At 48.1% G+C, this 22,287-nt stretch carries 18 protein-coding genes and 4 pseudogenes; 10 read left to right on the plus strand and 12 right to left on the minus strand.

Annotation, left to right across the window (positions count from 1 at the left end; all coding sequences use genetic code 11):
- Positions 1-175: 175 nt before the first annotated feature.
- Positions 176-1,162: an AAA family ATPase gene (locus ACEW9I_RS06150; protein WP_373539474.1), complete on the minus strand. Its 987-nt coding sequence runs from the start codon at positions 1,160-1,162 to the stop codon at positions 176-178.
- 404 nt (positions 1,163-1,566) lie between these two features.
- On the opposite strand from ACEW9I_RS06150, the gene ACEW9I_RS06155 reads away from it, so the two are divergent.
- Both ACEW9I_RS06155 and ACEW9I_RS06160 read left to right on the plus strand, forming a co-directional pair.
- Positions 1,567-2,016: a hypothetical protein gene (locus ACEW9I_RS06155; RefSeq protein ID WP_373539475.1), complete on the plus strand. Its 450-nt coding sequence runs from the start codon at positions 1,567-1,569 to the stop codon at positions 2,014-2,016.
- A 204-nt stretch (positions 2,017-2,220) separates the two neighbouring features.
- A complete protein-coding gene (locus tag ACEW9I_RS06160; RefSeq protein ID WP_373539476.1) occupies positions 2,221-2,511 on the plus strand; it encodes a YkvA family protein in 291 nt (96 codons plus the stop codon).
- 256 nt (positions 2,512-2,767) lie between these two features.
- Here the strand turns inward: ACEW9I_RS06160 and ACEW9I_RS06165 are convergent, their stop codons facing one another.
- The 3 genes and pseudogenes from ACEW9I_RS06165 to ACEW9I_RS06175 all read right to left on the minus strand — a co-directional run.
- On the minus strand, positions 2,768-4,003 hold the full coding sequence (locus ACEW9I_RS06165; RefSeq protein WP_373539477.1) for an LL-diaminopimelate aminotransferase: 1,236 nt from the start codon (positions 4,001-4,003) through the stop codon (positions 2,768-2,770).
- Between the two features lie 124 nt (positions 4,004-4,127).
- Positions 4,128-4,931, minus strand: a pseudogene (locus tag ACEW9I_RS06170) (hypothetical protein).
- Positions 4,932-5,103: 172 nt separating this feature from the next.
- Positions 5,104-5,361 (minus strand): annotated as a pseudogene (locus ACEW9I_RS06175) (type I glyceraldehyde-3-phosphate dehydrogenase); the annotation flags it as partial.
- On the opposite strand from ACEW9I_RS06175, the pseudogene ACEW9I_RS06180 reads away from it, so the two are divergent.
- Positions 5,297-5,485: pseudogene (locus tag ACEW9I_RS06180) on the plus strand (ArsR/SmtB family transcription factor); the annotation flags it as partial. The pseudogenes ACEW9I_RS06175 and ACEW9I_RS06180 sit on opposite strands and share 65 nt — an antisense overlap.
- 124 nt (positions 5,486-5,609) lie before the next feature.
- Here the strand turns inward: ACEW9I_RS06180 and lepB are convergent.
- The 3 genes and pseudogenes from lepB to ACEW9I_RS06195 all read right to left on the minus strand — a co-directional run.
- A pseudogene (gene lepB, locus ACEW9I_RS06185) lies at positions 5,610-5,942 on the minus strand (signal peptidase I); the annotation flags it as partial.
- Between the two features lie 153 nt (positions 5,943-6,095).
- Positions 6,096-7,856, minus strand: coding sequence for a DNA mismatch repair endonuclease MutL (gene mutL, locus ACEW9I_RS06190; protein WP_373539478.1), 1,761 nt, complete (start codon positions 7,854-7,856; stop codon positions 6,096-6,098).
- A 312-nt stretch (positions 7,857-8,168) separates the two neighbouring features.
- The gene (locus ACEW9I_RS06195) at positions 8,169-8,306 is read right to left on the minus strand and encodes a hypothetical protein (RefSeq protein WP_373539479.1); all 138 of its coding nucleotides are present in this window, start codon (positions 8,304-8,306) and stop codon (positions 8,169-8,171) included.
- Positions 8,307-8,437: 131 nt separating this feature from the next.
- Here ACEW9I_RS06195 and ACEW9I_RS06200 point away from each other — a divergent pair, with 131 nt between their 5' ends.
- On the plus strand, positions 8,438-9,463 hold the full coding sequence (locus tag ACEW9I_RS06200; RefSeq protein ID WP_373539480.1) for a sulfate/molybdate ABC transporter ATP-binding protein: 1,026 nt from the start codon (positions 8,438-8,440) through the stop codon (positions 9,461-9,463).
- 166 nt (positions 9,464-9,629) lie between these two features.
- Entirely contained in the window at positions 9,630-10,454 is an 825-nt protein-coding gene (locus ACEW9I_RS06205; protein WP_373539481.1) for an alpha/beta hydrolase, read from the plus strand.
- Between the two features lie 52 nt (positions 10,455-10,506).
- Here ACEW9I_RS06205 and ACEW9I_RS06210 read toward each other — a convergent pair whose 3' ends face one another.
- Positions 10,507-11,790, minus strand: coding sequence for a tetratricopeptide repeat protein (locus ACEW9I_RS06210; RefSeq protein WP_373539482.1), 1,284 nt, complete (start codon positions 11,788-11,790; stop codon positions 10,507-10,509).
- A gap of 235 nt (positions 11,791-12,025) precedes the next feature.
- A complete protein-coding gene (locus ACEW9I_RS06215; RefSeq protein WP_373539491.1) occupies positions 12,026-12,652 on the minus strand; it encodes a DUF3038 domain-containing protein in 627 nt (208 codons plus the stop codon).
- 296 nt (positions 12,653-12,948) lie between these two features.
- On the opposite strand from ACEW9I_RS06215, the gene ACEW9I_RS06220 reads away from it, so the two are divergent.
- From ACEW9I_RS06220 to ACEW9I_RS06230, 3 genes are all read left to right on the plus strand, one after another.
- Positions 12,949-13,461 carry an adenine phosphoribosyltransferase gene (locus ACEW9I_RS06220; protein ID WP_373539483.1) on the plus strand — a complete coding sequence of 171 codons (513 nt, stop codon included), beginning with the start codon at positions 12,949-12,951 and terminating at the stop codon, positions 13,459-13,461.
- 226 nt (positions 13,462-13,687) lie between these two features.
- Positions 13,688-15,121 (plus strand): folate/biopterin family MFS transporter, encoded by a 1,434-nt coding sequence (locus tag ACEW9I_RS06225; RefSeq protein WP_373539484.1) that lies wholly within the window; start codon positions 13,688-13,690, stop codon positions 15,119-15,121.
- Positions 15,122-15,158: 37 nt separating this feature from the next.
- Positions 15,159-16,640: a carotenoid oxygenase family protein gene (locus ACEW9I_RS06230; RefSeq protein WP_373539485.1), complete on the plus strand. Its 1,482-nt coding sequence runs from the start codon at positions 15,159-15,161 to the stop codon at positions 16,638-16,640.
- Positions 16,641-16,890: 250 nt separating this feature from the next.
- Here ACEW9I_RS06230 and lnt read toward each other — a convergent pair whose 3' ends face one another.
- The 3 genes from lnt to ACEW9I_RS06245 form a co-directional block, all read right to left on the minus strand.
- Complete coding sequence (gene lnt, locus ACEW9I_RS06235) at positions 16,891-18,429, minus strand: apolipoprotein N-acyltransferase (protein ID WP_373539486.1); 1,539 nt, start codon at positions 18,427-18,429, stop codon at positions 16,891-16,893.
- A 477-nt stretch (positions 18,430-18,906) separates the two neighbouring features.
- Positions 18,907-19,884, minus strand: a complete 978-nt coding sequence (locus tag ACEW9I_RS06240) for an undecaprenyl-diphosphate phosphatase (protein WP_373539487.1) — start codon at positions 19,882-19,884, stop codon at positions 18,907-18,909.
- A gap of 33 nt (positions 19,885-19,917) precedes the next feature.
- Positions 19,918-20,106 (minus strand): hypothetical protein, encoded by a 189-nt coding sequence (locus tag ACEW9I_RS06245; protein WP_373539488.1) that lies wholly within the window; start codon positions 20,104-20,106, stop codon positions 19,918-19,920.
- Between the two features lie 6 nt (positions 20,107-20,112).
- On the opposite strand from ACEW9I_RS06245, the gene ACEW9I_RS06250 reads away from it, so the two are divergent.
- Positions 20,113-20,802, plus strand: coding sequence for a DUF3120 domain-containing protein (locus ACEW9I_RS06250; RefSeq protein WP_373539489.1), 690 nt, complete (start codon positions 20,113-20,115; stop codon positions 20,800-20,802).
- Between the two features lie 73 nt (positions 20,803-20,875).
- Entirely contained in the window at positions 20,876-21,913 is a 1,038-nt protein-coding gene (locus ACEW9I_RS06255; protein ID WP_373539490.1) for an FHA domain-containing protein, read from the plus strand.
- Positions 21,914-22,287 lie beyond the last annotated feature (374 nt).

Below are 22,287 nucleotides of genomic sequence, written 5' to 3' on the forward strand. Positions count from 1 at the left end.
GCTCTAACAGCGTGTAGAGTATTAATTGGGCGTAAGGGAGAATGGTGTTCACTGTTCTCATCAATGTTTTTCCACGCCCTTTTTCTCATATTTTCAACCCCTTGAATAGTAGAGCTAATATACTAGTGCAAGATGTGAGTAATTGCATCATCCACCATCCACCATTCACCACTAATTATCTTCTTTGGCGTAGCTTCTGAGTGACAGCTTCGATCGGGATGGTTTGTAATAACCGTGCGATCGCCCCAATGCCGCTCTCACCGCTGACTGTCATAATCCGATGCGCCAGCACATATACAGCCAACTCCTTGACATCATCAGGGAGCGCGTAAGGTCGATCTTGAATCCATGCCCAGGCTTGAGTCATCCGATAGAGTGCGACGCACCCACGCGGACTGACACCCAGACTAATCTCGCGATCGGTACGAGTAGCGCGAACTAGATCGACAATATACTCAGAGATCGCTAGATCGACCTTGACTCTTCGACATTGTTGCTGCATCGTCTGGAGTTCCGCTAGGGTGAGACAGGGTGTTAGATCGGCGACGGAGGCTCCCGTCGCCAAGCGTTGCAACATTTGCAGCTCTTCAGCAGCATCTGGATAGCCCAAACTCAACGAGATCGTAAATCGATCCATCTGTGCTTCTGGCAGCGCGAAAGTCCCGTGTGACTCGATCGGGTTTTGGGTTGCAATCACGAAAAAAGGTGCGGTTACTGGACGAGTATGTCCATCTAGCGTCACCTGCCGCTCCTCCATCACTTCTAGCAATGCTGACTGTGTGCGGGGAGTAGCGCGGTTGATCTCATCGGCTAGCAAAATATTCGTAAATACTGGCCCAGGGATAAATTCAAATTCCCGACTACCAGGATTCCAAATATTGGTGCCAGTAATATCCGAAGGGAGCAAATCTGGCGTACATTGAATCCGCTGAAACTTGGCATCGATCGATTTTGCTAGTGATTTGGCTAGTAATGTTTTGCCAACTCCAGGGACATCTTCTAGTAATACATGCCCTCCAGATAGTAAAGCTGCCAAGACAAGCTGAATCGGCCGATCCTTGCCAACGATCTGCTGGGCGATATTGGCACTCAGTAGTTGGATGGGTGAGAGGGAGAGAGTATCCATAGTTGGTTGGGGTAATGAGTCGGACGGTGACAGCATTCGATCTTTTTAGGTGAGAGATTGGATGGGGTACCACTCTATCTTTCCCAATTCCGATTTAGACTACTACATTTAATGAACGAATTCGGCAATCGATCGCGGTGTTGGCACGAACGTCAACAGGTGGCTGGTGGATTGGAAATGGTTGTAACCGTTGCCCCGATCGGTTCGCAGGTCATTAGCGTTGCAATCGTTCTACCACGCCATATCTGGGGGCTTGAGTTTGGATCGAAATTCAGCATACAATCTAGCTTCACACCTACCCTTTTTGGTATTTTTGTACTATAATATTAACAACTCTACCTAACAGCACCCGAGCCATTCGATTCGCTATTTGCCACTCGCTACTTGCCTCTAAATTCACTGCATCACCAATAATCCATTCGCCCTTTTGGTGTCCTCACATGTTACTAGCCTCACCCAAACCTGCTACAGTTGTCACCAATCCTCAGAGTCGATTTGTGACCAAATCTGCCGTAGCTATGCACCTCAAGCGATCGCCAGCAGATATTTACAAAGTCAATTGCTGGCGATACGTAGTCCACGTTGTTGGCAAAAAGACCAGTACCTTCGTCAGTTATGCCGACTTACCACCGATTGTTGGTGTCGCTTTGCCCAATCATCGGGATGTCCGCGCTTGGCGCAAACGCTGGAAAAAGTACGACCACATCGCGCCGCTATTTTGGCACAATTTCTATGCTGACAAGCTGCGCCAAGTCACCACCATGTCTGAACTGCAAGCTTGGGAGGAAGTCCTCAGTTATATCGGTTTTGGCTTACCCGAATCCAGCCGGATCGAATTGGAGGGGATCTGTGCCGAAATGACCCATTTTTTATTCAGTAACGCTGCCTAAAATTCGAGTCGGGGCAGGTTCAAATAATGAACACGATCGCACCAACAATCTCTACCAAAACCTGCCCTCCTCAAATTGTAGCTCGGTAAACTTGTTAGTAAGTGGGAACAACCACCATCAAAAATGGGTTTACCGTACCTGTACAAATCCTGGGAATTTGAGATGATAGATATATCGACCAAAACGACCTCACCGAAGCAACCGATGAACTTCAATATTCACTCTCTTCATAACTGGTATCGTAGTTTATTACAAAATCCTAAATACCGTTGGTGGGTAGTAGCTGCCTCAGTGGTTTATTTAGTAAGCCCGATTGATTTGATTCCTGACTTCTTGCCGTTTGCAGGCTTGGTTGATGATACGCTGATTATCTCTGTGTTGGTTGCCGAAGTCGCTCAAGTTGCCAAAACAAAGCTGCAAGCCAACAGCACTCGATCGGCTGTAGCCACCGCCGATCCCACAGGTCAAACGATCGATATTCAGCCAATTCAATAAGTATTTTCACTAAACTTAATTAATCAAAAACAGGAGAGGCAATCTATGAATTGTCCCTCCTGTTTTTGATTGAAATAGACATATAGCAACCGCTACAGTGCTGAGGACATGACAACGACTGGAAGTCGTCGCTCATGGTGCAAAGTCTGCCTCCGCAGACTAAAAGGCAGAGGGTCTTAATTGTCTTGGCTATTGCTATAGCTGTAGACTGTGTTATGCACAAGCCGTAACGCACCAGTGGCTAATGCTGATTAAATTAATCTTTAAATTGAGCAGTAATTCTACTCATTGCTTCCTCCACATTTGCTCGACTATTAAACGCTGAGATGCGGAAATACCCCTCACCCGCAGCCCCAAAACCCGAACCAGGTGTACCCACCACATGGCAATTTATCAACAATTTATCAAAGAAATCCCAGCTCGATAAACCATCGGGAGTTTTAACCCACACATAGGGCGCATTCACGCCACCATGTACCTCCAATCCGGCGGCGGTAAGCTTGTCGCGGATGATTTTGGCATTCTCCATATAGAAGCCGATTAGTTCCTGTACTTGTGCCTTGCCTTCCGGTGAATATACCGCTTCTGCACCGCGTTGGACGATATAAGAAACACCATTAAACTTAGTCGATTGGCGGCGATTCCATAGTTTCCACAGCTCCACATCACTGCCATCAGCGGCTTTGGCTGTCAACGTTTTGGGCACCACAGTCAGCGCGCAACGAGTCCCCGTGAATCCTGCATTTTTAGAAAAAGAGCGAAACTCGATCGCGCACTCCCGTGCCCCCTCGATTTCGTAGATCGATCGCGGTAAACTCGGATCGGTGATAAATGCCTCATACGCCGCATCAAAGAAAATAATCGAGCCATGCGCCTTGGCATACTCCACCCAAGCTTGTAAATGTGCTCTGGTCGCGGTCGCACCTGTGGGATTATTGGGAAAACAGAGATAGATCAGATCGACTTTATCGGCGGGAATTTGGGCGGTAAAATCATTCTCAGCGGTAATGGGAAGATAGACTAAACCACCATATTCACCCTTGTCATTCATCTCACCCGTATTGCCAGCCATGACATTGGTATCGACATAAACGGGGTATACCGGATCGGTAACCGCGATCGTGTTGTCATGTCCAAAAATGTCCAGAATGTTGCCACAATCGCATTTAGACCCATCTGAGATGAAGATCTCGTCAGGATCGATCGCACATCCTCGCGCCTGAAAATCATTGGTGGCGATCGCTTCTCGCAACCAAGCATAACCCTGTTCGGGGCCATAACCTTTAAACTGCGCTCGATCGCCCATATCCTCGATCGCTTTAGTCATCGCCGTCCGACACGCCAAGGGCAACGGCTCAGTCACATCCCCAATTCCCAACCGGATTATCGGCGCATCAGGATGGGCTTGAGCGAACGTATTGACGCGTCGCGCGATTTCGGGAAACAAGTAGCCAGCTTTGAGTTTGAGGTAGTTATTATTAATAGTTGCCATAATATTTAGTCGCGAATCATCATTCAACAGCTTACCGCATCGACTCGATCGGATTAGCGATTTGAATTGACAATCTGCTTGCATCAATTTCCCAGCGACTAAAACCACTGACGTTGGGGACAAACTAATCACCGTCGCCAGCTTTCCACGCGATCGCTTTACTCGGTTGAGGATCTGGTAACTTCAACGTAATCAACCCTGCCGCCAGCACAAAAAACATCGATGTCCACAGACAGCCCACCAGCCCATAAAACTAATAAACCAAGACCGACAACACCGTACCAACCAACCGACCGCCAGAGTTTGCCATATAGTAAAACCCGACATTCAACGCCACCTTGTCATCGTCGGTAAAAGCCAACACTAAATAAGAATGCACCGCTGAATTAAAAGCAAATACCACGCCAAAGATAATTAGTCCGCCGACAATGGCAGTATTCGGCGGCGCATTGAGCTGAAGTGCTAACGCGATCGCCCCAGGCACAGCAACTTTGAATAGCGATGACTGGGCAGCTTGAGGCACCACCAGCCGAATCGCACTCTTGGAACTAATCTTGGTGAGATCTTTGGCAATTCCTGAAAATGCCTGAGCAACCATCACATAAGGCACGGCAATTCACTGTGTCCAACTCGGATCGAGGAAAGACAAAATCACTAGTGAAAGGATCTGTAATCCAATCCCAGTATAAAGTGTCAGCTTTAGCCCAAATTGGGAACCAATCCAACCACCTAAAAAGTTGGTAACTACTCCAAAAACTTCATAGAACAGGAACAGCGATGCAATCTGGATTGGGGTGTAACCAATCTGATAAAAGTAGAGCAACACCAGCATTCGCAGGGCACCATCGGTGAGGGTGAAGCCCCAGCAGGCAAGTGTGACGAGGATATAGTTCTGGAAGTTGGCACTAGCAGATGTAGTAGAATCCATGCGCTAATAGGGAGAAGGATCGAGTTATTTGAGTTGTTGCGGAGATCTGTACCCCCCAACCCCTCCTTGTAAAGGGGGAGGCTCTTCTTGCTCCCTCCCCTTGCTCAGGGGAGGGCTGGGGTGGGGTAGAGATCTCCGCTTTAATTCCAGAAATTAGGATCGAAAGTCATCGCTAGTTCATGCTCAGAGCGACCTTACGGGCGAGTTCTACCATCCGGTTGGCGTAGCCCCACTCATTGTCATACCAAGCCAGGATTTTGACCTGAGTCTCATTGACTACCATCGTCGAAAGCGCGTCAATAATCCCAGAGCGGGGGTCGTCCTTGTAATCGATCGATACTAGCGGACGTTCTTCATCGCCGAGGATGCCTTGGAGCGGTGCTTGCTCGGACGCAGTTTTGAGTAAACTATTAACTTCGGCTACTGTGGTCGAACCAGCGCGGCTCCAGTTGCTGAGTTTAATTGCCGCTCAGCCGAGTGGAGAAGTTTGTGCGTGTGAATTGGTAGAATCGCTGGGACTTTCGCAGCCGACAGTCAGCCATCACCTCAAGGTAGCAACGGCTATATATATAGTTAAAGCGATCGATCCTACTGGATCGATCGCCAAAATTACGTTAATTAAATTCAAGTTTTGCTCTAAAATTTAGACACAATAACTACTCTCAATTAAGTTATTTATCAATAATTTGGTTGTGGATCGATCGCCCCGACTCGATCGAATGGCCAAAATCGAAGTACAGCCTTGCCGATAATTTTATCTTTAGGTACAAAGCCCCAGTAGTGACTATCGTAGCTATTATTACGGTTGTCGCCCAAGACTAGGTAGTGACCTTCAGGTACGATCCCATCGGGAGTCAATGCTGTACTGCTCCAGTTGTAGTTGGGAGCTTCGCTGAGATATTTTTCAGAGATAACTTTCGCATTGATATAGACTTTACCGTTTTTGACTTCAATCCGATCGCCAGGTAAACCGATGACGCGCTTGATAAAACGATCCTTCTCTTGTCTTGACGCACACAACCTAGAGGTGTATCCTTCCAGGTTGTGTGCGTCGCTGATTCGCTGCTTGGTGCAACACATGCGGAAGGATACACCTCCGCGTGATTGCATCCGCAAACCCTCGGGTTCCCCGAGGAGCGCGAATCACTGTCAACTGTCAACTATTTAAATGCCGTGACTTTTGCCAATCACCCAATGACGACGAAACGATCGCGCGAGACTGCTCTCTTTAAAAGACAGATAAATCGGTCTACCATGTGGACAGGTGCGAGGATTGCGGGTACGTTGCCAGCGATCGAGTAAGTTTTGCATCTCTGGTAGACTCAAGGCTGTCCCATTCCGAATCGCACAGCGGCAAGCAACCGCCACCTGAGCGGCTTGCAAGTCTCCACCCAGACTGAGTTCGATAATTGCCGCAGCCAGATCTTCCCGCATCAATAATGGTGCGGGAGCCGTCCGAATCGCCCATAAGCCTTCACCGAAGGGATCGATCGCGATCCCGATTTGCTGTAACTGCTCTAATTGCCGCTCTGACAGGTGCGAGAGGACGAGCGGCGGTTCGAGTGGTAAAAGCTGCCAAGCACTAGTTATTTGCTCGTATAGCACGCGTTCGTGAGCGATATGTTGTTCTACCAACCACAGTCCATCGGCGTGTTCGGCGATGATATAAGTATCGAGCACTTGTCCGACAGCGCGGAGTTCGAGCAAGCCCAATCCATCCCCATCACTGACGATCGCTCGCTGCGGAAGATGGTAGGCTCCTTGTTGTTCGGCAACTGAGAGTAATTTACCGATGCGGCTGGTTTGAGTAGCATCATCGCTGTCCTCCGGCTGAAGGTTTAGAGCCAAATCGAGTGCTGTGGCTACCTGGGATTGCCAAAATTCTATCTGTTGGAGATAGATCTCTACTTTGGCTGGGTGACGATTCCAATCAATATAGTGAGGTGGAATCTGAAGATGAAGAAAACAGACAGGATAGCGATCGCGTGGTAATGTTCGGGCTAATCCACTGACGATCGCTTGTTCCAATTCTGGTGCTCTGACGATCCGACCGTTCACGGCGACCTTTACCCAGTCTAAGCGATGACGATGACATCGATCGGGTAATCCTAACGTGAGCTGAATTTGAGCATCTGCGGCTGGTGTGCGATCGCGCTCTACTGCGGCGATCGATCGATAACTTCCAGCACTGTAAACCTCTTGCGGAGTCAGTTTCGAGCAATCTTTGACAGGAGCTAATGCTCTCACCTTCAGCTCTACATACTGAAGATCGTCAACCCGCACTCTGGGCAATAATTGGGGGATGATTTGGTGAGTGGTTTTGCTGCCAATAATCTGAAACCACGGACGATGCTGTTGTTCGATTGTCCAATTAATCTGGGGATGACAGAGAGCCAGATGATAAATAACCGTCTGAACTTGGCGGAGTTGACAGTTGAGAGTGGGTAAACCTTCCCGCCTAGCTGCCCAGTCGCCAAAGAGATTATCGACATCGATTGCCGTACCCGGGGCGATCGCGACTTCTTGCTGACGCACGACTTCACCCTGATGGTTGTAGACTAGATGCCAACCGTCACAACTAGCGCGGGGACGACTATAAATCTCCAGGTTGGCAAGTTGCGCCAGACTATGGAGAGCCTCCCCGCGAAATCCCAGACTAGTAATGTGAAATAAATCCTCGCGATCGTCAATCTTACTCGTACTATGAGCCGTCGCCGCCTGTTGCAGATCCGCAAGTTCGATCCCGATCCCATTATCAGCGACTCGAATCCGCCACCGATCGGGAAATAATGATACCGTAATCCTTGACGCATCCGCATCGATCGCATTTTCACACAGTTCGCGCACCACCGCGCCCAGGGAGTCGATGACTTCTCCAGCAGCAATTAGATGAATTACGTCGATAGGTAGGGTGTGAATCAGCATCTGATCTCAAACGAGCGGGCGTTACTGGCAAATAATGGTAGGGGCAATTCATGAATTGCCCCTACCATTAGGGTTGTGTATAGTCGTCCATTTTAGCGGACAAAATTATTTTGTTTGTGAATGCTATAAAACAACTCACCAGCAGGTTGACCTTTGGGGATGTCTGCGGTTTCTCACCGCTTGGATCTTGGTCAGTTGTCGGTTGGGTTGAACGAAGGTGAAACCCAACATCTACACAATCGATCGATCCGTGTGTTGGGTTTCGTGCCTCAACCCAACCTACAACCTACAAACTTGGAGCTTTGCAAACAGCTACACCGCATAAGCGTGTTGCAGTGCCCAGATGACCAGAAAGATGATGCCACCTAGTACCAGCGTGGAAGAGATGGCGATGGCTGCTGGCGTATCCGCCCCTTTGAATTTCATGATGCCGCGATCGAGATCTGACATGGCTACGTGGTAGAAAGAATAGTGTCCCTATACTAGTATACCCAAAATTGCCGATCGCCAACCGTTCGACCGATGCTAAAATACGGTAATTCGATTCTCCAGCGGAGAGGTTACATCAACCAGCAGAGATTGTGGGCATTGCATTAGAGAATATTTCCAAACGTTTCGATAACTACCAAGCGATCGATCGTGTAAATCTCGAAATCGGGCAAGGTGCGCTCATCGCCCTCCTCGGCCCGTCGGGTGCGGGTAAATCTACCCTGCTCAGACTGATCTCAGGACTAGAAAGCCCCGACGAAGGGCGGCTATGGCTGGCAGGACAGGATGCGACGCGCCAGAATGTGCGGGAGCGCAATATCGGTTTTGTCTTCCAAAATTATGCTCTATTCAAACATCTCACGATCGCTCAAAATATTGGCTTTGGCTTGGAGATTCGATCGATCCCAGCCTCAAAAGTCCACAAAAAGGTCACAGAACTGCTCGACTTAATTCAACTCAGTGGCTTAGGAGATCGCTATCCCGCCCAACTTTCCGGCGGACAACGCCAACGCGTTGCCCTCGCCAGAGTCTTAGCCATCGAACCCAAAATTCTGCTCCTCGATGAGCCGTTTGGGGCTGTGGATGCCCAAGTCCGCAAAGATTTACGCGCCTGGTTGCGTCAACTTCACGAGCGATCTCACGTCACGACGATATTGGTCACCCACGATCGATCGGATGCGATGGCAGTTGCCGATAAAATCGTCATCATGAATAAAGGGCGGATCGAACAAGTCGGTACGCCCGCCGAAGTTTACAATCATCCGGTTAATACTTTTGTGATGAGTTTTATCGAACCAGTAAATATCTTACCCAGTAACTCAAATATCTTTCAAAATCATCAGCTTGAAACTGCCAATCTACAAATGTTTCTATGTCCTCAAGATGTCGCCATTGACACCGGATCGAGCACAACTGCTGTCACTGCAAAAGTCAATCGGGTAACTCATATCGGCTCAGAAATTCAAGCAGAATTAGCTCTAGCTGATGGTCGAGTAATCACCGCACACCTGACGCGGGAACATTTTGATGAGTTACAACTCGCACCGCATCAACAGGTATTTGTCAAGCCCAAAGAAGCCAAGTCTTTCGATGGGACTATTCAATCTAAATCAAGCTAAAGTTAGATGATGAGGAGGATTTAAGAATGATCCTAACAACAATCCATCTTTGAGGTAGAGGATTTAAACTCATGTTCTCCGTTAACATAAATTAGGAGGATCTTTTCTAAATAGGATGTTTTGGGTATGATGGACAATGAGCCACTAAAAATATCTAATAATATTTATGAATCGATTTCTCTTTGGGAAACTATTTAGTGGGGAATCTAGTTGGCAAAGATTGGGGTTACTACTATTATTTATCTATAGCTTCTTTGGAATTTATATCTTTTTGAGGGCAGACAGCATGATTTTCATGCCGCAGCCGACTAGTTATCAAGATACCAAAGATATTATCAAAATTTCGGTTACTAATACCGAACGGATTTCAGCCTTATATTTGCCCAATCCTCGATCGAATTATACATTGCTCTATATTCATGGCAATGCTGAAGATTTGGGCGATATTCGTCCAGTATTGGCTCGGTTGCATAGTTGGGATTTTAGTGTATTTGCCTATGATTACCGAGGTTACGGTACGAGTGATGGCACACCTAGCGAAAGTAATGCGGATCGAGATGCTGATGCTGTGTATCGATACCTCACCCAACAACTCAAAATACCTGCGAGTCAAATTATCGTGTATGGTCGATCGGTCGGTGGTGGATCGGCAACTAGATTGGCCGCTCAAAATACTGTTGCTGGTCTGATTTTAGAGAGTACATTTACATCAATCTTTCGAGTCGTCGTACCTTTTCCCCTACTACCTTTTGATAAGTTTACCAATCTCGATCGGATCTCCAAAGTTCGCTGTCCGGTGCTGGTGATGCACGGACAAGCCGATCGGACTATTCTCATTTCGCATGGTCGATCGCTTGATGAAGCTGCGCCAGAGCCGAAGATGTCGCTCTGGATCGCAGGTGCGGGACACAACGATCTGAGTGATGTAGCAGGGGATCGCTATCGTCAAGCTCTACTCTCCTTTCAACAACTTATCAAAACACATCAATAGACCTCCTGCGAAAGTCGGGGGCTAATCGTGAGGAGAGGGTAGATGTAAATATTTACAATCCTGCTTCTAGATTAGAAATTGCCCGTTGGAGGTACCAATCTTCAGCATATCCGGGATGGTCTTCTTTCAATCCATCGATCAGTCTTTGGGCGATCGGCCATTGACCGCTGACCAATACATATAGGCGTTGACGGAGAGCCTGATATTGCGAACTAGCGGACTCTTGACTCGGTGCAGCTTGAGGTGCAGCGCGTTGGATCTTTTGGATCTGCTGGAGTGTTTCTTGATATTTGGTGAGATCTTGACGTTCCAAATAAATATTTGCAGCTAATTGATAATCATCGATCGCTTGAGTTAATTCTTCAAGTTTGATGTATGTTTGTGCTCGATGTAGATAAGCCAATGGTTCGTTGACATCGATCGCGATTGCTTGCGTAAAATCAGCGATCGCCGCCTGATAATCATGTAAATTGACGCGGGCGTGACCCCGTGCTAAATAGATAAATAGATCCTCCGGTGCGACGATCAGAGCGCGATCGAAATCCAAAATTGCCCCCCGATAATCTCCCATCAGGTCTCTCAATTTGCCACGTCCGCGATAGGCGACATGGGAGTCAGGATCGAGTTGGATGGCGCGGCTAAAATCAGCCAAGGCTGCCGATCGATCGCCGTGCTTGGTGTACAATACGCCGCGACAGGCGTAAACCCAGGCATCATCAGGGCTGGTTTGGATTGCCCAATTGGCATTATCGATCGCGCCTTGGAGATCGCCGCGTTCGCCTTGTTCGAGTAGTTGGGCGTAGAACTGTGCGGGAGTAGTTAATGGCGGTCTGGGAGTCGGTTTTGGGGTAATTGGGGCGGCGATCTGCGGGGGTTCTAGGGCACGAGCGAGATCGAGACATCGCTGGCTCTGCTCGGCATCTCGTTGATTTAGATACAGGTTGGCAGCGACTTTATAAGCGGCGATCGCATCCGTATACTTGGCGAGTTTTTTGCAGACTAACCCCTTGAGTTGATATGCAGGCGCGTAGTCTCGACCGAATAGGATCGCCCGCTCGATATCTACTAACGCACCTGGGAAATTCTTGAGTGTCAATCTTGCTAGTGCGCGTGCATAGCTACAATCGCGGTGCTGAGAATCGATCGCCAATGCCTGGGTATAGTCACCCACCGCCGTCAAAATCTCACCCAGATCGAAATACGCCAAGCCGCGTCGATAGTAGATCTCCGCCCATTCTGGTGTCGCAATCAAGGCGAGATCGAAATCAGCAATCGCCCCACGCGGGTCGCCTGCCTTTGCCTTTGCCAATCCCTGCTGATAGTATGCTTGGCTCATTAGATTCAGTTGACAGTTGACAGCGAAAAGTGCGGGAACAGGGGTTTCCCCAAGTAGAGCACCTTTTCAAGACAGTTGACAGCGAAAAGTGCGGGAACAGGGGTTTCCCCGTCTTGACTCACCTTTTTTGACGGGGAACCCGTCCAAAGGTGAGTCGCAAGTAGAGCACCTTTTCAAGACAGTTGACAGCTTGCACTGAGTATAATCGTTGGCGATCGAGTTTGCACGACTAAGACTACTTCACTTCGCCATCAAATAAACTCATCCACAATCGCTGTGTGCCGAGTGTCCCCGTACAAAATAGTAACTTGCTCAATAGTGACACCGCCAATTCATTTAATTTATCATCATCTTGATAAATACTCACCTTCGCCCGCCGTGGATTCATCCGACTGCGGAAATGGGCGCGGAAGCGGTCTAAATACTCAGAAAGGCGGAAATTGTACTCAGGGGGAATTTGCTTGACACTGAGCTGCTGCTGGGATAGGAGGAGTTGACGAATCGGTACCGCTAGACGACTCGCCAACCGACAGCCGATCGCACTGAGTGCTTTGGCTTCCCTAATCGTCAAAATCCGCCGCGTGTGTGCGCGCCGCATCGGATTGGTGGAGCGCATCCGCCACAGGACGATTCGATTTTTGACAATTTCGTCGAGGTTCAATTCTTTAGCTAGCTCCAAGATTTGTTCCGAGCTACCCGACTCGATCGCTTCGATCGCGAGTAAAATCAGATCGAGTTCGACTTTGGTACGGCGGGGGCAAGCATCGCTGCCGATACTGGGATTGGGGAGGATTTCGAGGATGCCCAGCAGTGATTCGGACATGGGGCCATTGATCGGTAATGCACTCATATTTTCAGACAATCGATCGATTACGGATCGGGGTGGAAATGCTGCGAGATCTAGACTCAATTTCATGGCAAAATTGTTGCACTTGAAGTTAAATTTTTGGTCTCGATCGTCAACATCAGCATACCCGAATTTTAACCGTTAACCGCAAGGATGTAACTACGCCTGGTTAAAAACTCAGCAGATGCGATCGATTCTACTCCCCTCCCACCCCAGCAGTAGACGATCCCGATGCACCATCCACCATCCACCACCCACCATCCACCATCCACCATCCACCATCCACCATCCATCACCCATCACGACAACTAATGGATCTTAAAGCTCTCATTCGTGACATTCCCGACTTTCCCAAACCTGGGATTTTATTTCGTGATATTACTACGCTACTGAGCGATCCAGCCGGATTGCGTTACGCGATCGACACTTTAGCAACCAAGGTGCAGGCATGGCAACCAGAGTATATTGTCGGGATGGAGTCGCGGGGGTTCATTTTTGGAGCGGCATTGGCTTATCAGATGGGGGTAGGATTTATTCCCGTCCGCAAGCCAGGGAAATTGCCAGCAGCCGTCCACACTGTCGAATACGCGCTCGAATATGGTACCGACAGGCTCGAAATTCACCAAGATGCCGCCCTTCCTGACAGTCGGATCTTAATTGTGGATGATTTGATTGCCACAGGTGGCACCGCAGCAGCTACAGCAAAATTATTGCAAGATATTGGCTGCAATTTGGTCGGCTGTGCCTTTGTCATCGAGTTGGACGATCTCGACGGTCGATCGCGTTTACCCGATGTTCCCATTATCTCATTAGTTCATTACTAGCCATACATACTCTTTCGTCAGGATAGTGAATAGTGGATGGTGAATGGTGAATGGATCGCGACTGTCTTGTTTTTGCTAAAATCCCCGCAGGGTGGGGTGGGTAGATCTCCGTCCCACCCTGTGGGCACCCTAAATAGGTTCGACCTATGTTTCGACATAGAACGCTCGATCGCTTTATGAAGATGAGTTAACATAGAGCTTAGATATCGCGTAACATTTATTCACAATGCTAACCGAGCGTTCCGAGTCACCAGACATCGATCCTCATCCTCTAGCTACCAAGATCCTGTTCGGACATCAGCCGAGTCCCGAACTGCTGGCGATCTTGCTCGTATATGCCGTACAAGGGATTTTAGGGATCTCCCGACTAGCCGTTAGTTTTTTTCTCAAAGATGAGCTGGCACTGTCGCCCGCCGAAGTTGCTGCGCTGATGGGTATCGCTGCCTTACCGTGGGTGATTAAGCCTGTATTTGGGTTTATTTCCGATGGTTTGCCCATTTTTGGCTATCGGCGGCGACCTTATTTGATCTTATCCGGTTTGCTGGGCGTAGTCGCGTGGTTGAGTTTAGCCAATCTAGTCCACACGGCGGGGGCTGCTACACTAGCGATCGCGATTACCTCACTGTCGGTAGCATTTAGCGATGTCATTGTAGACTCCCTGATTGTCGAACGTGCTCGAGATGAATCTGTCGGCAAAGCTGGCTCATTGCAAGCTCTGTGCTGGGGCGCATCGGCACTAGGTGGATTGCTGACGGCGTATTTTAGTGGTTTATTGCTCCAACACTTTAGTACCCGCACTGTCTTCGCCTTGACGGCAGCGTTTCCGCTACTGGTATCGGCTGCGGCATTGTGGATTGCTGAGGAACCCGTCAATCTCGCCGATGGCAATCGCCAGACAGTTGTCAAAGAGCAGATGCAGCAATTGTGGCAAGCTTTGACACAGAAAGCGATCTGGATGCCGACATTATTCCTATTTCTCTGGCAATGTACGCCGACAGCCGATTCAGCCTTTTTCTACTTCAGCACCAATGAATTGGGATTTACGCCCGAATTTCTCGGACGGGTGCGGCTGGTGACTAGTTTGGCATCATTGTTGGGAGTCTGGTTATTCCAACGCTTTTTAAAAACCATCCCGTTCCGGCAAATCTTTATCTGGACGACATTACTATCATCCTTATTAGGTTTGACGGCATTATTACTAGTTACTCATACTAATCGATCGCTTGGTATCGACGACCATTGGTTCGCACTCGGCGATAGTTTGATCCTCACTGTGATGGGACAACTTACCTTCATGCCCGTACTCGTACTCGCAGCGAGATTGTGTCCGCCAGGGATCGAAGCTACCCTGTTTGCCTTGCTAATGTCTGTCCTCAATCTATCTGGTTTAGTATCCAAAGAAGGTGGCGCAATCCTCACTCACCTACTGGGAATAACCGATACCAACTTCGATAAATTATGGCTACTAGTCTCGATAACCAATCTCGGAAGTATGCTCCCCCTGATATTTATTAACCTCTTACCAAATGAACAGCCAGAACTAACACCAACCATTGCCAATTTAATCCCGCCCTCAAGTGCGATCGAGCATCAACCAACAGGCATCATCGGGAATCAATCATTCATCCCCGACATGTTACCAGAACTCCCCGAAAACTAAACCCATAAACCTCCTCACTCCGTGTTCTCTGCGTAAAATGAAAACCCAAACCGTCACACTTCCCTATAACCTAGCCGAATGGAAACAAGGCTATCGATCGCAAAAACAAGAATATGATTATCAAATAACTGAAATTGATGGTCAAATTCCCCCAGAATTAACTGGCACCCTCTTCCGAAATGGCCCAGGATTATTAGATATCAATGATGAATCCGTCCGCCACCCCTTCGATGGCGATGGGATGATTTGTCGCATTACTTTTCAAAATGGTAAAGCCCACTTTCGCAATCGCTTTGTCCAAACCGAAGCCTACCGCGCCGAGCAATCCGCAGGTAAATTTCTCTATCGCGGCGTATTTGGTACCCAGAAAGCTGGCGGTTGGATGAGCAATATCTTTGATGTCAATCTCAAAAATATTGCCAATACTCAAGTCGTCTACTGGGGCGGTAAATTACTCGCGTTGTGGGAAGCCGCCGAACCCCACCGCTTAGATCCCAAAACTCTCGATACATTGGGGATTGAGTATCTCAATAATACTCTCAAACCTGGCGATCCTTTTGCTGCCCATCCACTGTTCGATCCCAAGCAAGAGCGGATGGTTAACTTTGGGCTGAAGGCGGGTAAATTCGATCGCACGGGACTACTCACTGGGATTACGATCTATGAATTGGATCGAGATGGCAAAGTTGTGGAAGAGCATTCCCATACCATTCCAGGATTCGCATTTATCCATGATTTTGCGATGACGCCAAATTACTGTATCTTCTTCCAAAATCCCGTCGGTTTCAATCCTTTTCCTTTCTTATTTGGGCTAAAAGGTGCAGGTGAATGTGTTAAGTTCCAGCCCGAAAAACCGACCAAGATTATCATCATTCCCCGCAATCCTCGGAACGGTGAGAAAATTCAAACGCTCGAAACCAAATCGGGATTTGTCTTCCACCATGCCAATGCCTTCGAGCAGGATGGTAAGATCTCGATCGATTCGATCGCTTATGCTACTTTCCCCGAAGTCGAACCAGATAAAGACTTCCGCGACACCAATTTTAATTCGCTCTCACCAGGGCAACTATGGCGATTTGAAATGGATCTCCACACTCAGCAGGTAACCAGCAACCTCATCGAGCCGCGCTGTTGTGAATTCCCGACAATTAACCCCGCCAACGTCGGTTATCCCTATCGCTATGTCTACATGGGTGCAGCCCAAACCCTCGATGGCAATGCTCCCCTCCAGAGTATCCTCAAACTCGATCGCGAAACTGGTACGCAGCAGTTGTGGACGGCGGCACCGACGGGATATGTCAACGAACCCGTGTTCGTACCGCGTCCTGGTGGCACTCAGGAGGACGATGGCTGGCTGATTGCGATGATTTATGATGGATTGAAGGATCGATCGGCGGTGGTCGTGCTAGATGCCGCAGATTTGACCAAAGGGGCAGTCGCGACGCTCTGGCTGACTCATCATGTTCCCTATGGTTTACATGGTAGTTGGGCGGATGATGTCTTTATCGATGCGCTGTAGCGTTTATCTGTAAGTTCGGGATAAGAAGAGCCTAGAGACTGAAGTCTCTGCTCATAATGCAAAGTCCGCCTACGCGGACTGAGATCCTAGTCCGCGTAGGCGGACTTTGCATCACTAGCCCCGATTTCAATCGGAGGCGGTGTCAGAACGAAGCTAATATCCTTAACCCGAACTGAGGTTATTTAGGGCACGGGACAGATCCCCTAAATACCAGCTCCCCGACTTCTTCAAGAAGTCGGGGAGCTGGTATTTAGGCTGCATTTTTAGGACGAGCAGGTAGGATAAATAAGATAAACCCCGCGCATAGTAGTGGCGTCAACCAGTTACCATAACGGACGTATAAAGTCTGAGTCTGGCGGCGATAAACCGTATGAGCGCGAGCGACAAATTCATCGAGCTGTGAGATCCATTGAGTGCGTCCATGTGGGTCGATGACTGCCGAATATCCAGTATTACTAGCCCGAACTGTCCAGCGATCTGTTTCAATTGCCCGCATCAAGTCTAGTGCTTGATGTTGTGCGGGCATCGCCATCCCATAGTGAGCATCATTAGATGCCGTAACAATTAATTCTCCAGTCTGAGCCTGACGGCGGAAGTGTTCGGGATAGGCAGAATCATAACAGATCCCAAAGATAAGATTACCTAATGGTGTCAGTACCGACGGGGCAAATTTGCCCGCTAATAAATGTGAATCTAGGGGTGAGATCGTATCGACAAATTTGCCGAGAAACTGCTCGAAGGGGATATATTCACCCAATGGTACTAGTTTCCACTTATCATAGCGGCTGATGATTTTACCTTCACCATCGATCGTCAAGATACTATTAGTAATTTTCTTACCTACTTCACCAAATCCACCGACGAATGCTGTGACTTTTTTGGCTAAAATAGCTTGATAAAAGGGTGTCCGTTCGATCTGGCTCTGTCGATATGGGAGCGCGGTTTCGGGAGTAACAACTGCTGCTACGCCCTGCTCAGCTAGCGATATGTATCCTTTAGTATAATTCTCCATCGCTAGTTCATAACCGGATTGGTAATGTCTGACTTCATTGCTGACATTTCCTTGAATAATTCCAATTTTGATACTAGATGCGATCGCTTCTGCTAATGGACGATTTAGGAGATTGGAGCCGATTAAATGTAGGATAATAATTGACGCGATCGCACTGCCAATATAGGCTGAAGATCGCCAAATTCTGGGGATGAGTTTAGCATGATGGCGATTGCCAATGAATGCCATATATCCTTCAGCAATTAAACCATTTACCAACACGATCGCGCCAGTCACGGTTGTCGGCCCAGATAGCTGCCCCAGATGCAGAATCGCCAAATTGTGAGGGCTTTGAGTCATCGCCAATGGCGACCACCATAGATCGGTAAGACTATACAACTCCTCCAATCCGCACCATAAAGCAGTACCCAAAAGTACGCGCAGCCAGGGATTTAATTGTGGTTTGGAATTGATAAATCGTAAGCCCAAAAACCATAAAATTACTAAGCTTGTCCCCCACAAAGTGATAAAGGTCAAGCAGAAAGTAGCAATCCCTAAACTTGCCAAAAATGGGACACCCATCCACGTCATCGGATGAATCCCAAAGATCCAACTCAACCCCCAACCGTAACAACCAATCCCCCACGCTAGGGCATAAACTAGCGGCGGATTTTGCTGGCGAGATGTCAAATACCAGAGCGGTGCGAGTGCTACCCACGCTAGATACCAGATCTCGCTGGGTGCAAATGTCATCCCCATCAAGACGCCACTCCCAAGGGCAATTCCGATCTCGAACATGGGGCTAAGTTTAAAGATCGATTTGCGAAAGGGTAATAGCATTTGAATAGTTGACAGTTGGCTTTGCCGAGGGTTTAGCGAGACAAGACAGATAGTTGACAGCTCTGTGGTGCGTTACGCTACCGCTAACACACCCTACAATATTCTTATTAAACCTGATTTTAGCAGATTTGTAGGGTGAGCACTGCCCACCTTTTATAGTTTAAGCAATCCTAATTTTTTACAGTAGATTTTTGTAGGGTGGGCACTGCCCACCATCTCTAGTTTAGGCTAATAAAAATTAACTAAAATTGAATTTCGTTGTGTTTTAAATGGGTAGATAATATTTTTTATTAGATAGATTATATTTAAAACTTAGCTGGTGGGCAGCGGCTTGCGCTCTGGAGGTTCCCTCCAGATTGAGCAAGGCAAGACAGTGCACACCCTACAATGATGAGTCTACTGAGATCGTCGCAAATAAAACTTTTCAAACACCCTCTAATTATTTAATAGTCCACCTGTCGCGATCGCACTCAAGATTGCAACCCCAAAAGCTAACCGATACCAGATAAAAATAAAGGTATTATGGGTTTGTAAAAACTTGAGTAACCAGGCGATCGATAGATACGAAAAAACTGCCGCCGAGAGCGTGCCTACGATCAGTGAAACTGCCGATACGCCACTAAATCCAGCAGAGATTGCATCTTTGACTTCCACCAATCCAGGGATGGTAATCGCTGGAATCCCCAATAAGAATGAAAATCTTGCCGCAGCGGGACGTTCTAAACCCATAAATAAACCTGCCGTCAAAGTAGCTCCAGAACGAGAACAACCAGGGACAAATGCTAAACATTGTGCTAAACCCATCAGTACGCCATCCCCGATCGTGAGATGATTCAAATCTCGTTTGCGCTGACCAATTTTTTCAGCAATTCCTAATAAAATTGACATGAAGATCGAGGCAATCGCGATCGCCCCCAAGCTGCGTAATGGTGAATTGTCAAAGTCAGGAATGAACTTTTTAATCAGTAAGCCAATGCCGATCAGTGGGAGGGTGCCGAGGGCAATCCCTATCGCCATTTGAAATTCTAACGACCGATAATCTTTCTTCTGAATGGCAGTATATGCGCCAGTAATTACAGTGACGATATCATTCCAAAAAAACCAAATCACTGCCGCGATACTTCCCAACTGGATAATGGCGGTAAATGCTACGCCAGGATCGCCCCAGTGGAGGGCTTCAGGAATCACCTTGAGATGTGCCGAACTGCTAATCGGCAAAAACTCCGTCACACCCTGTACCAAGCCCAGGAAGATCGCTTGAAAGAGATTGAGCGATACTGGCGGGGTAGCAGTTGTGGTTGCTGGCTGGGCGAGACTGATGGTGGCTGTGAGTAGGAGGATCGCCATCGTACTCAGTACCAAGAGCGGGAATTTAGCTGGAGATCGACTGCGCGACAAATTCTTTAGAATCATTTAATTATAAGTATAGTGATAGGTTGTATTTTCTCACCGATCGCCGCTCCCCGTAACAAATATTAATGCCTGACTGCCGTGGTTCTCATAATCCAAAACGGTACCCGATCGCCCAAATAAGTTACCAAAGTCCCTACCGCACAAGGTTTGTTGTCTTGATTCATCGCCACATAACTCATATAATACCTTTATATAAATAAACATTAAGTAACTAAAATCCATAGTATTTTGCTTAACTCCAGCTATAAACCCAACGAAACTAACGGCACATGGCGATGGCAACTCCAGGGAGCTGGAAGCATATTTGCTGGATCGGCATTTTTGGTGTCTGTTCCGGTCTTTATCGAAGCTCCGCTAGTGCGGCACTATCCAGTCCTGAGCGTTGTTATCACCATCTTATGGGTTTGCTTGGGGTGGATCTTGAGTCAGCGTCCCCACAGCCAAATTTGGGGCGATCTGATCTTGGGATTTAGTTTGAGCTGGTTGGCTGGAGCGATTTATTGGGGTTGGTTTCGGTGGGAGCCAGCAGTACATCTACCGATCGAATCAATCGGCGTACCGATCGCGATCTGGGCATTGTGGCGCGGGGTGGGTAAGATTGGTGCTTTATTTTATCTCGGTTCGCTCCTGGGTACGGCGATTACGGATTTATATTTTTATCAAGTTGGGTTGATGGAGCACTGGCGACAGGTGATGCAGGTCGATCCTAGCCTCGCGATGCCGATTCTACAACAAGCGATCGCGCAAGTGCGGACGCCATGGGGGACAGCTTGGGCGGTGGTACTCGTAAATTTGCTATTGGCTGTGGGTATAATACCTTTAGGAACCAAGCAGTGGCATTGGTACGCCTTTAGTGGCGCGGTTTTGACCACGATCGTTGTTGATAGCTTGTTCCTGTGGGTTGCTAGCCATGCCTAGATGACTGGGCGATTGGTATTAGCAGTTCCACAGCGATCGATCCACTAGTTCACTATCATATTTTAACCCCATCGTGAACCAGGGCATCTCACCATATCTGATCCTCAATACTGACAACGGTCACCGCCAGCTATCATTGGATGATGGCAACTGCTGGACTGTCGGTCGGGGGGATGACAATCAATTTGTCGTCAAAGATCGTTGTATCTCACGCAACCATGCGATGATCCAGTACACCGATGCTGGCGACCACTACCTGATCGATTTGGGTAGTAGTAACGGCACATTTGTCAATGGTCGTCGTGTTAGTATTCCCGTCACGATCCATGATGGTGATACGATTACCTTCGGTCAGACTGAATTTGAATTTCACTATCCCCGCGCTGATGGCTCCCTCGGGATGGATGCAGACGGGACGATCGATGGTACGGTCACATCAGTGCTGCATCTCCGCAAGCTGATGTCAGTGATGGTCGTAGATATGCGGAATTTTACCATCCTGACTCGCCAAACCAATGAAAACCTCCTCTCTGAAGTGATGAGTGCGTGGTTCCGCAATGCGGGCGCGATCATTCGCAGTCGGGGAAGTTGGGTGGACAAATACATCGGTGACGCGTTGATGGCGTTGTGGTTTCACAATGGCGAAACTGTGACTAAACAAGAGATGATGAATATCCTGTTGGCACTCGACGATCTCAATAAAATGACTAGAGAGTTGAGCAAGCAGTATCCGCTACCATTCGAGCTAAGAATCGGGGCGGGCATCAATACCGGACATGCGATGATCGGCAATGCGGGGAGTGGCGATCGACCAGATTATACAGCTCTAGGGGATACGGTCAATGCCGCATTCAGACTCGAAGCGATCACCAAAGAACTCAATGCCGAAATTGCGATCGGATCTTCTACCTATCGTTATCTAGCACCCGTTCTGGGCAAACATCGGGTCTTCAAAGAGTGTTCCGTCGATCTCAAGGGTTACGATGTCCCCGCGATCGTCCATGCGACCAATTTTGGCCCGCTCAATGCCTTTTTGCAACTCGTAAATACTAGCACTGCAACTCAAGTTACCGAATTGCAACCGCAAACTAATTTAATTGAGAAAAGCTAGTAATTTTAGCGGATGCTGGTGCATTACGGCTGTGTGCTTACCCCGCATCGATTAAGGGTACCCACCAGGGGCACCCCTACAGAGAAATCATCCCCCGATTCAGCAACGCCCACACCCTACATTTTGGCTCAGCGTGCTTTGCACCAAGCAGGGGGATTCAGACCAACTACGAGTATCAAAGATAACTTTTCAAACAGCACCCTAGAGATGTTGGGTTTCATTCTTCAACCCAACCTACTAACCTGAGTTCGATGAGGCTAGCCTCATCATCAAATCAATTACCTGACTGTGTTTGAGCCAATCACTACCAATCCTCAAAAACTAAGTGTTTCATAAATTATTATCAATAAGCTCTGCTTGTTGATAATTAGCGG

The sequence above is a fragment of the Chamaesiphon sp. genome (assembly GCF_041738855.1).
Classification (GTDB): Bacteria; Cyanobacteriota; Cyanobacteriia; order Cyanobacteriales; family Chamaesiphonaceae; genus Chamaesiphon.

Excerpts from the sequence above, each read along its gene's own strand:
- ACEW9I_RS06150 (WP_373539474.1), bottom strand. The coding sequence starts at position 1,162 with ATGCTGTCACCGTCCGACTCATTACCCCAACCAACTATGGATACTCTC.
- ACEW9I_RS06155 (WP_373539475.1), top strand. The coding sequence starts at position 1,567 with ATGTTACTAGCCTCACCCAAACCTGCTACAGTTGTCACCAATCCTCAG.
- ACEW9I_RS06160 (WP_373539476.1), top strand. The coding sequence starts at position 2,221 with ATGAACTTCAATATTCACTCTCTTCATAACTGGTATCGTAGTTTATTA.
- ACEW9I_RS06165 (WP_373539477.1), bottom strand. The coding sequence starts at position 4,003 with ATGGCAACTATTAATAATAACTACCTCAAACTCAAAGCTGGCTACTTG.
- mutL (WP_373539478.1), bottom strand. The coding sequence starts at position 7,856 with ATGCTGATTCACACCCTACCTATCGACGTAATTCATCTAATTGCTGCT.
- ACEW9I_RS06195 (WP_373539479.1), bottom strand. The coding sequence starts at position 8,306 with ATGTCAGATCTCGATCGCGGCATCATGAAATTCAAAGGGGCGGATACG.
- ACEW9I_RS06205 (WP_373539481.1), top strand. The coding sequence starts at position 9,630 with ATGAATCGATTTCTCTTTGGGAAACTATTTAGTGGGGAATCTAGTTGG.
- ACEW9I_RS06210 (WP_373539482.1), bottom strand. The coding sequence starts at position 11,790 with ATGAGCCAAGCATACTATCAGCAGGGATTGGCAAAGGCAAAGGCAGGC.
- ACEW9I_RS06220 (WP_373539483.1), top strand. The coding sequence starts at position 12,949 with ATGGATCTTAAAGCTCTCATTCGTGACATTCCCGACTTTCCCAAACCT.
- ACEW9I_RS06225 (WP_373539484.1), top strand. The coding sequence starts at position 13,688 with ATGCTAACCGAGCGTTCCGAGTCACCAGACATCGATCCTCATCCTCTA.
- ACEW9I_RS06230 (WP_373539485.1), top strand. The coding sequence starts at position 15,159 with ATGAAAACCCAAACCGTCACACTTCCCTATAACCTAGCCGAATGGAAA.
- lnt (WP_373539486.1), bottom strand. The coding sequence starts at position 18,429 with ATGTTCGAGATCGGAATTGCCCTTGGGAGTGGCGTCTTGATGGGGATG.
- ACEW9I_RS06240 (WP_373539487.1), bottom strand. The coding sequence starts at position 19,884 with ATGATTCTAAAGAATTTGTCGCGCAGTCGATCTCCAGCTAAATTCCCG.
- ACEW9I_RS06245 (WP_373539488.1), bottom strand. The coding sequence starts at position 20,106 with ATGGATTTTAGTTACTTAATGTTTATTTATATAAAGGTATTATATGAG.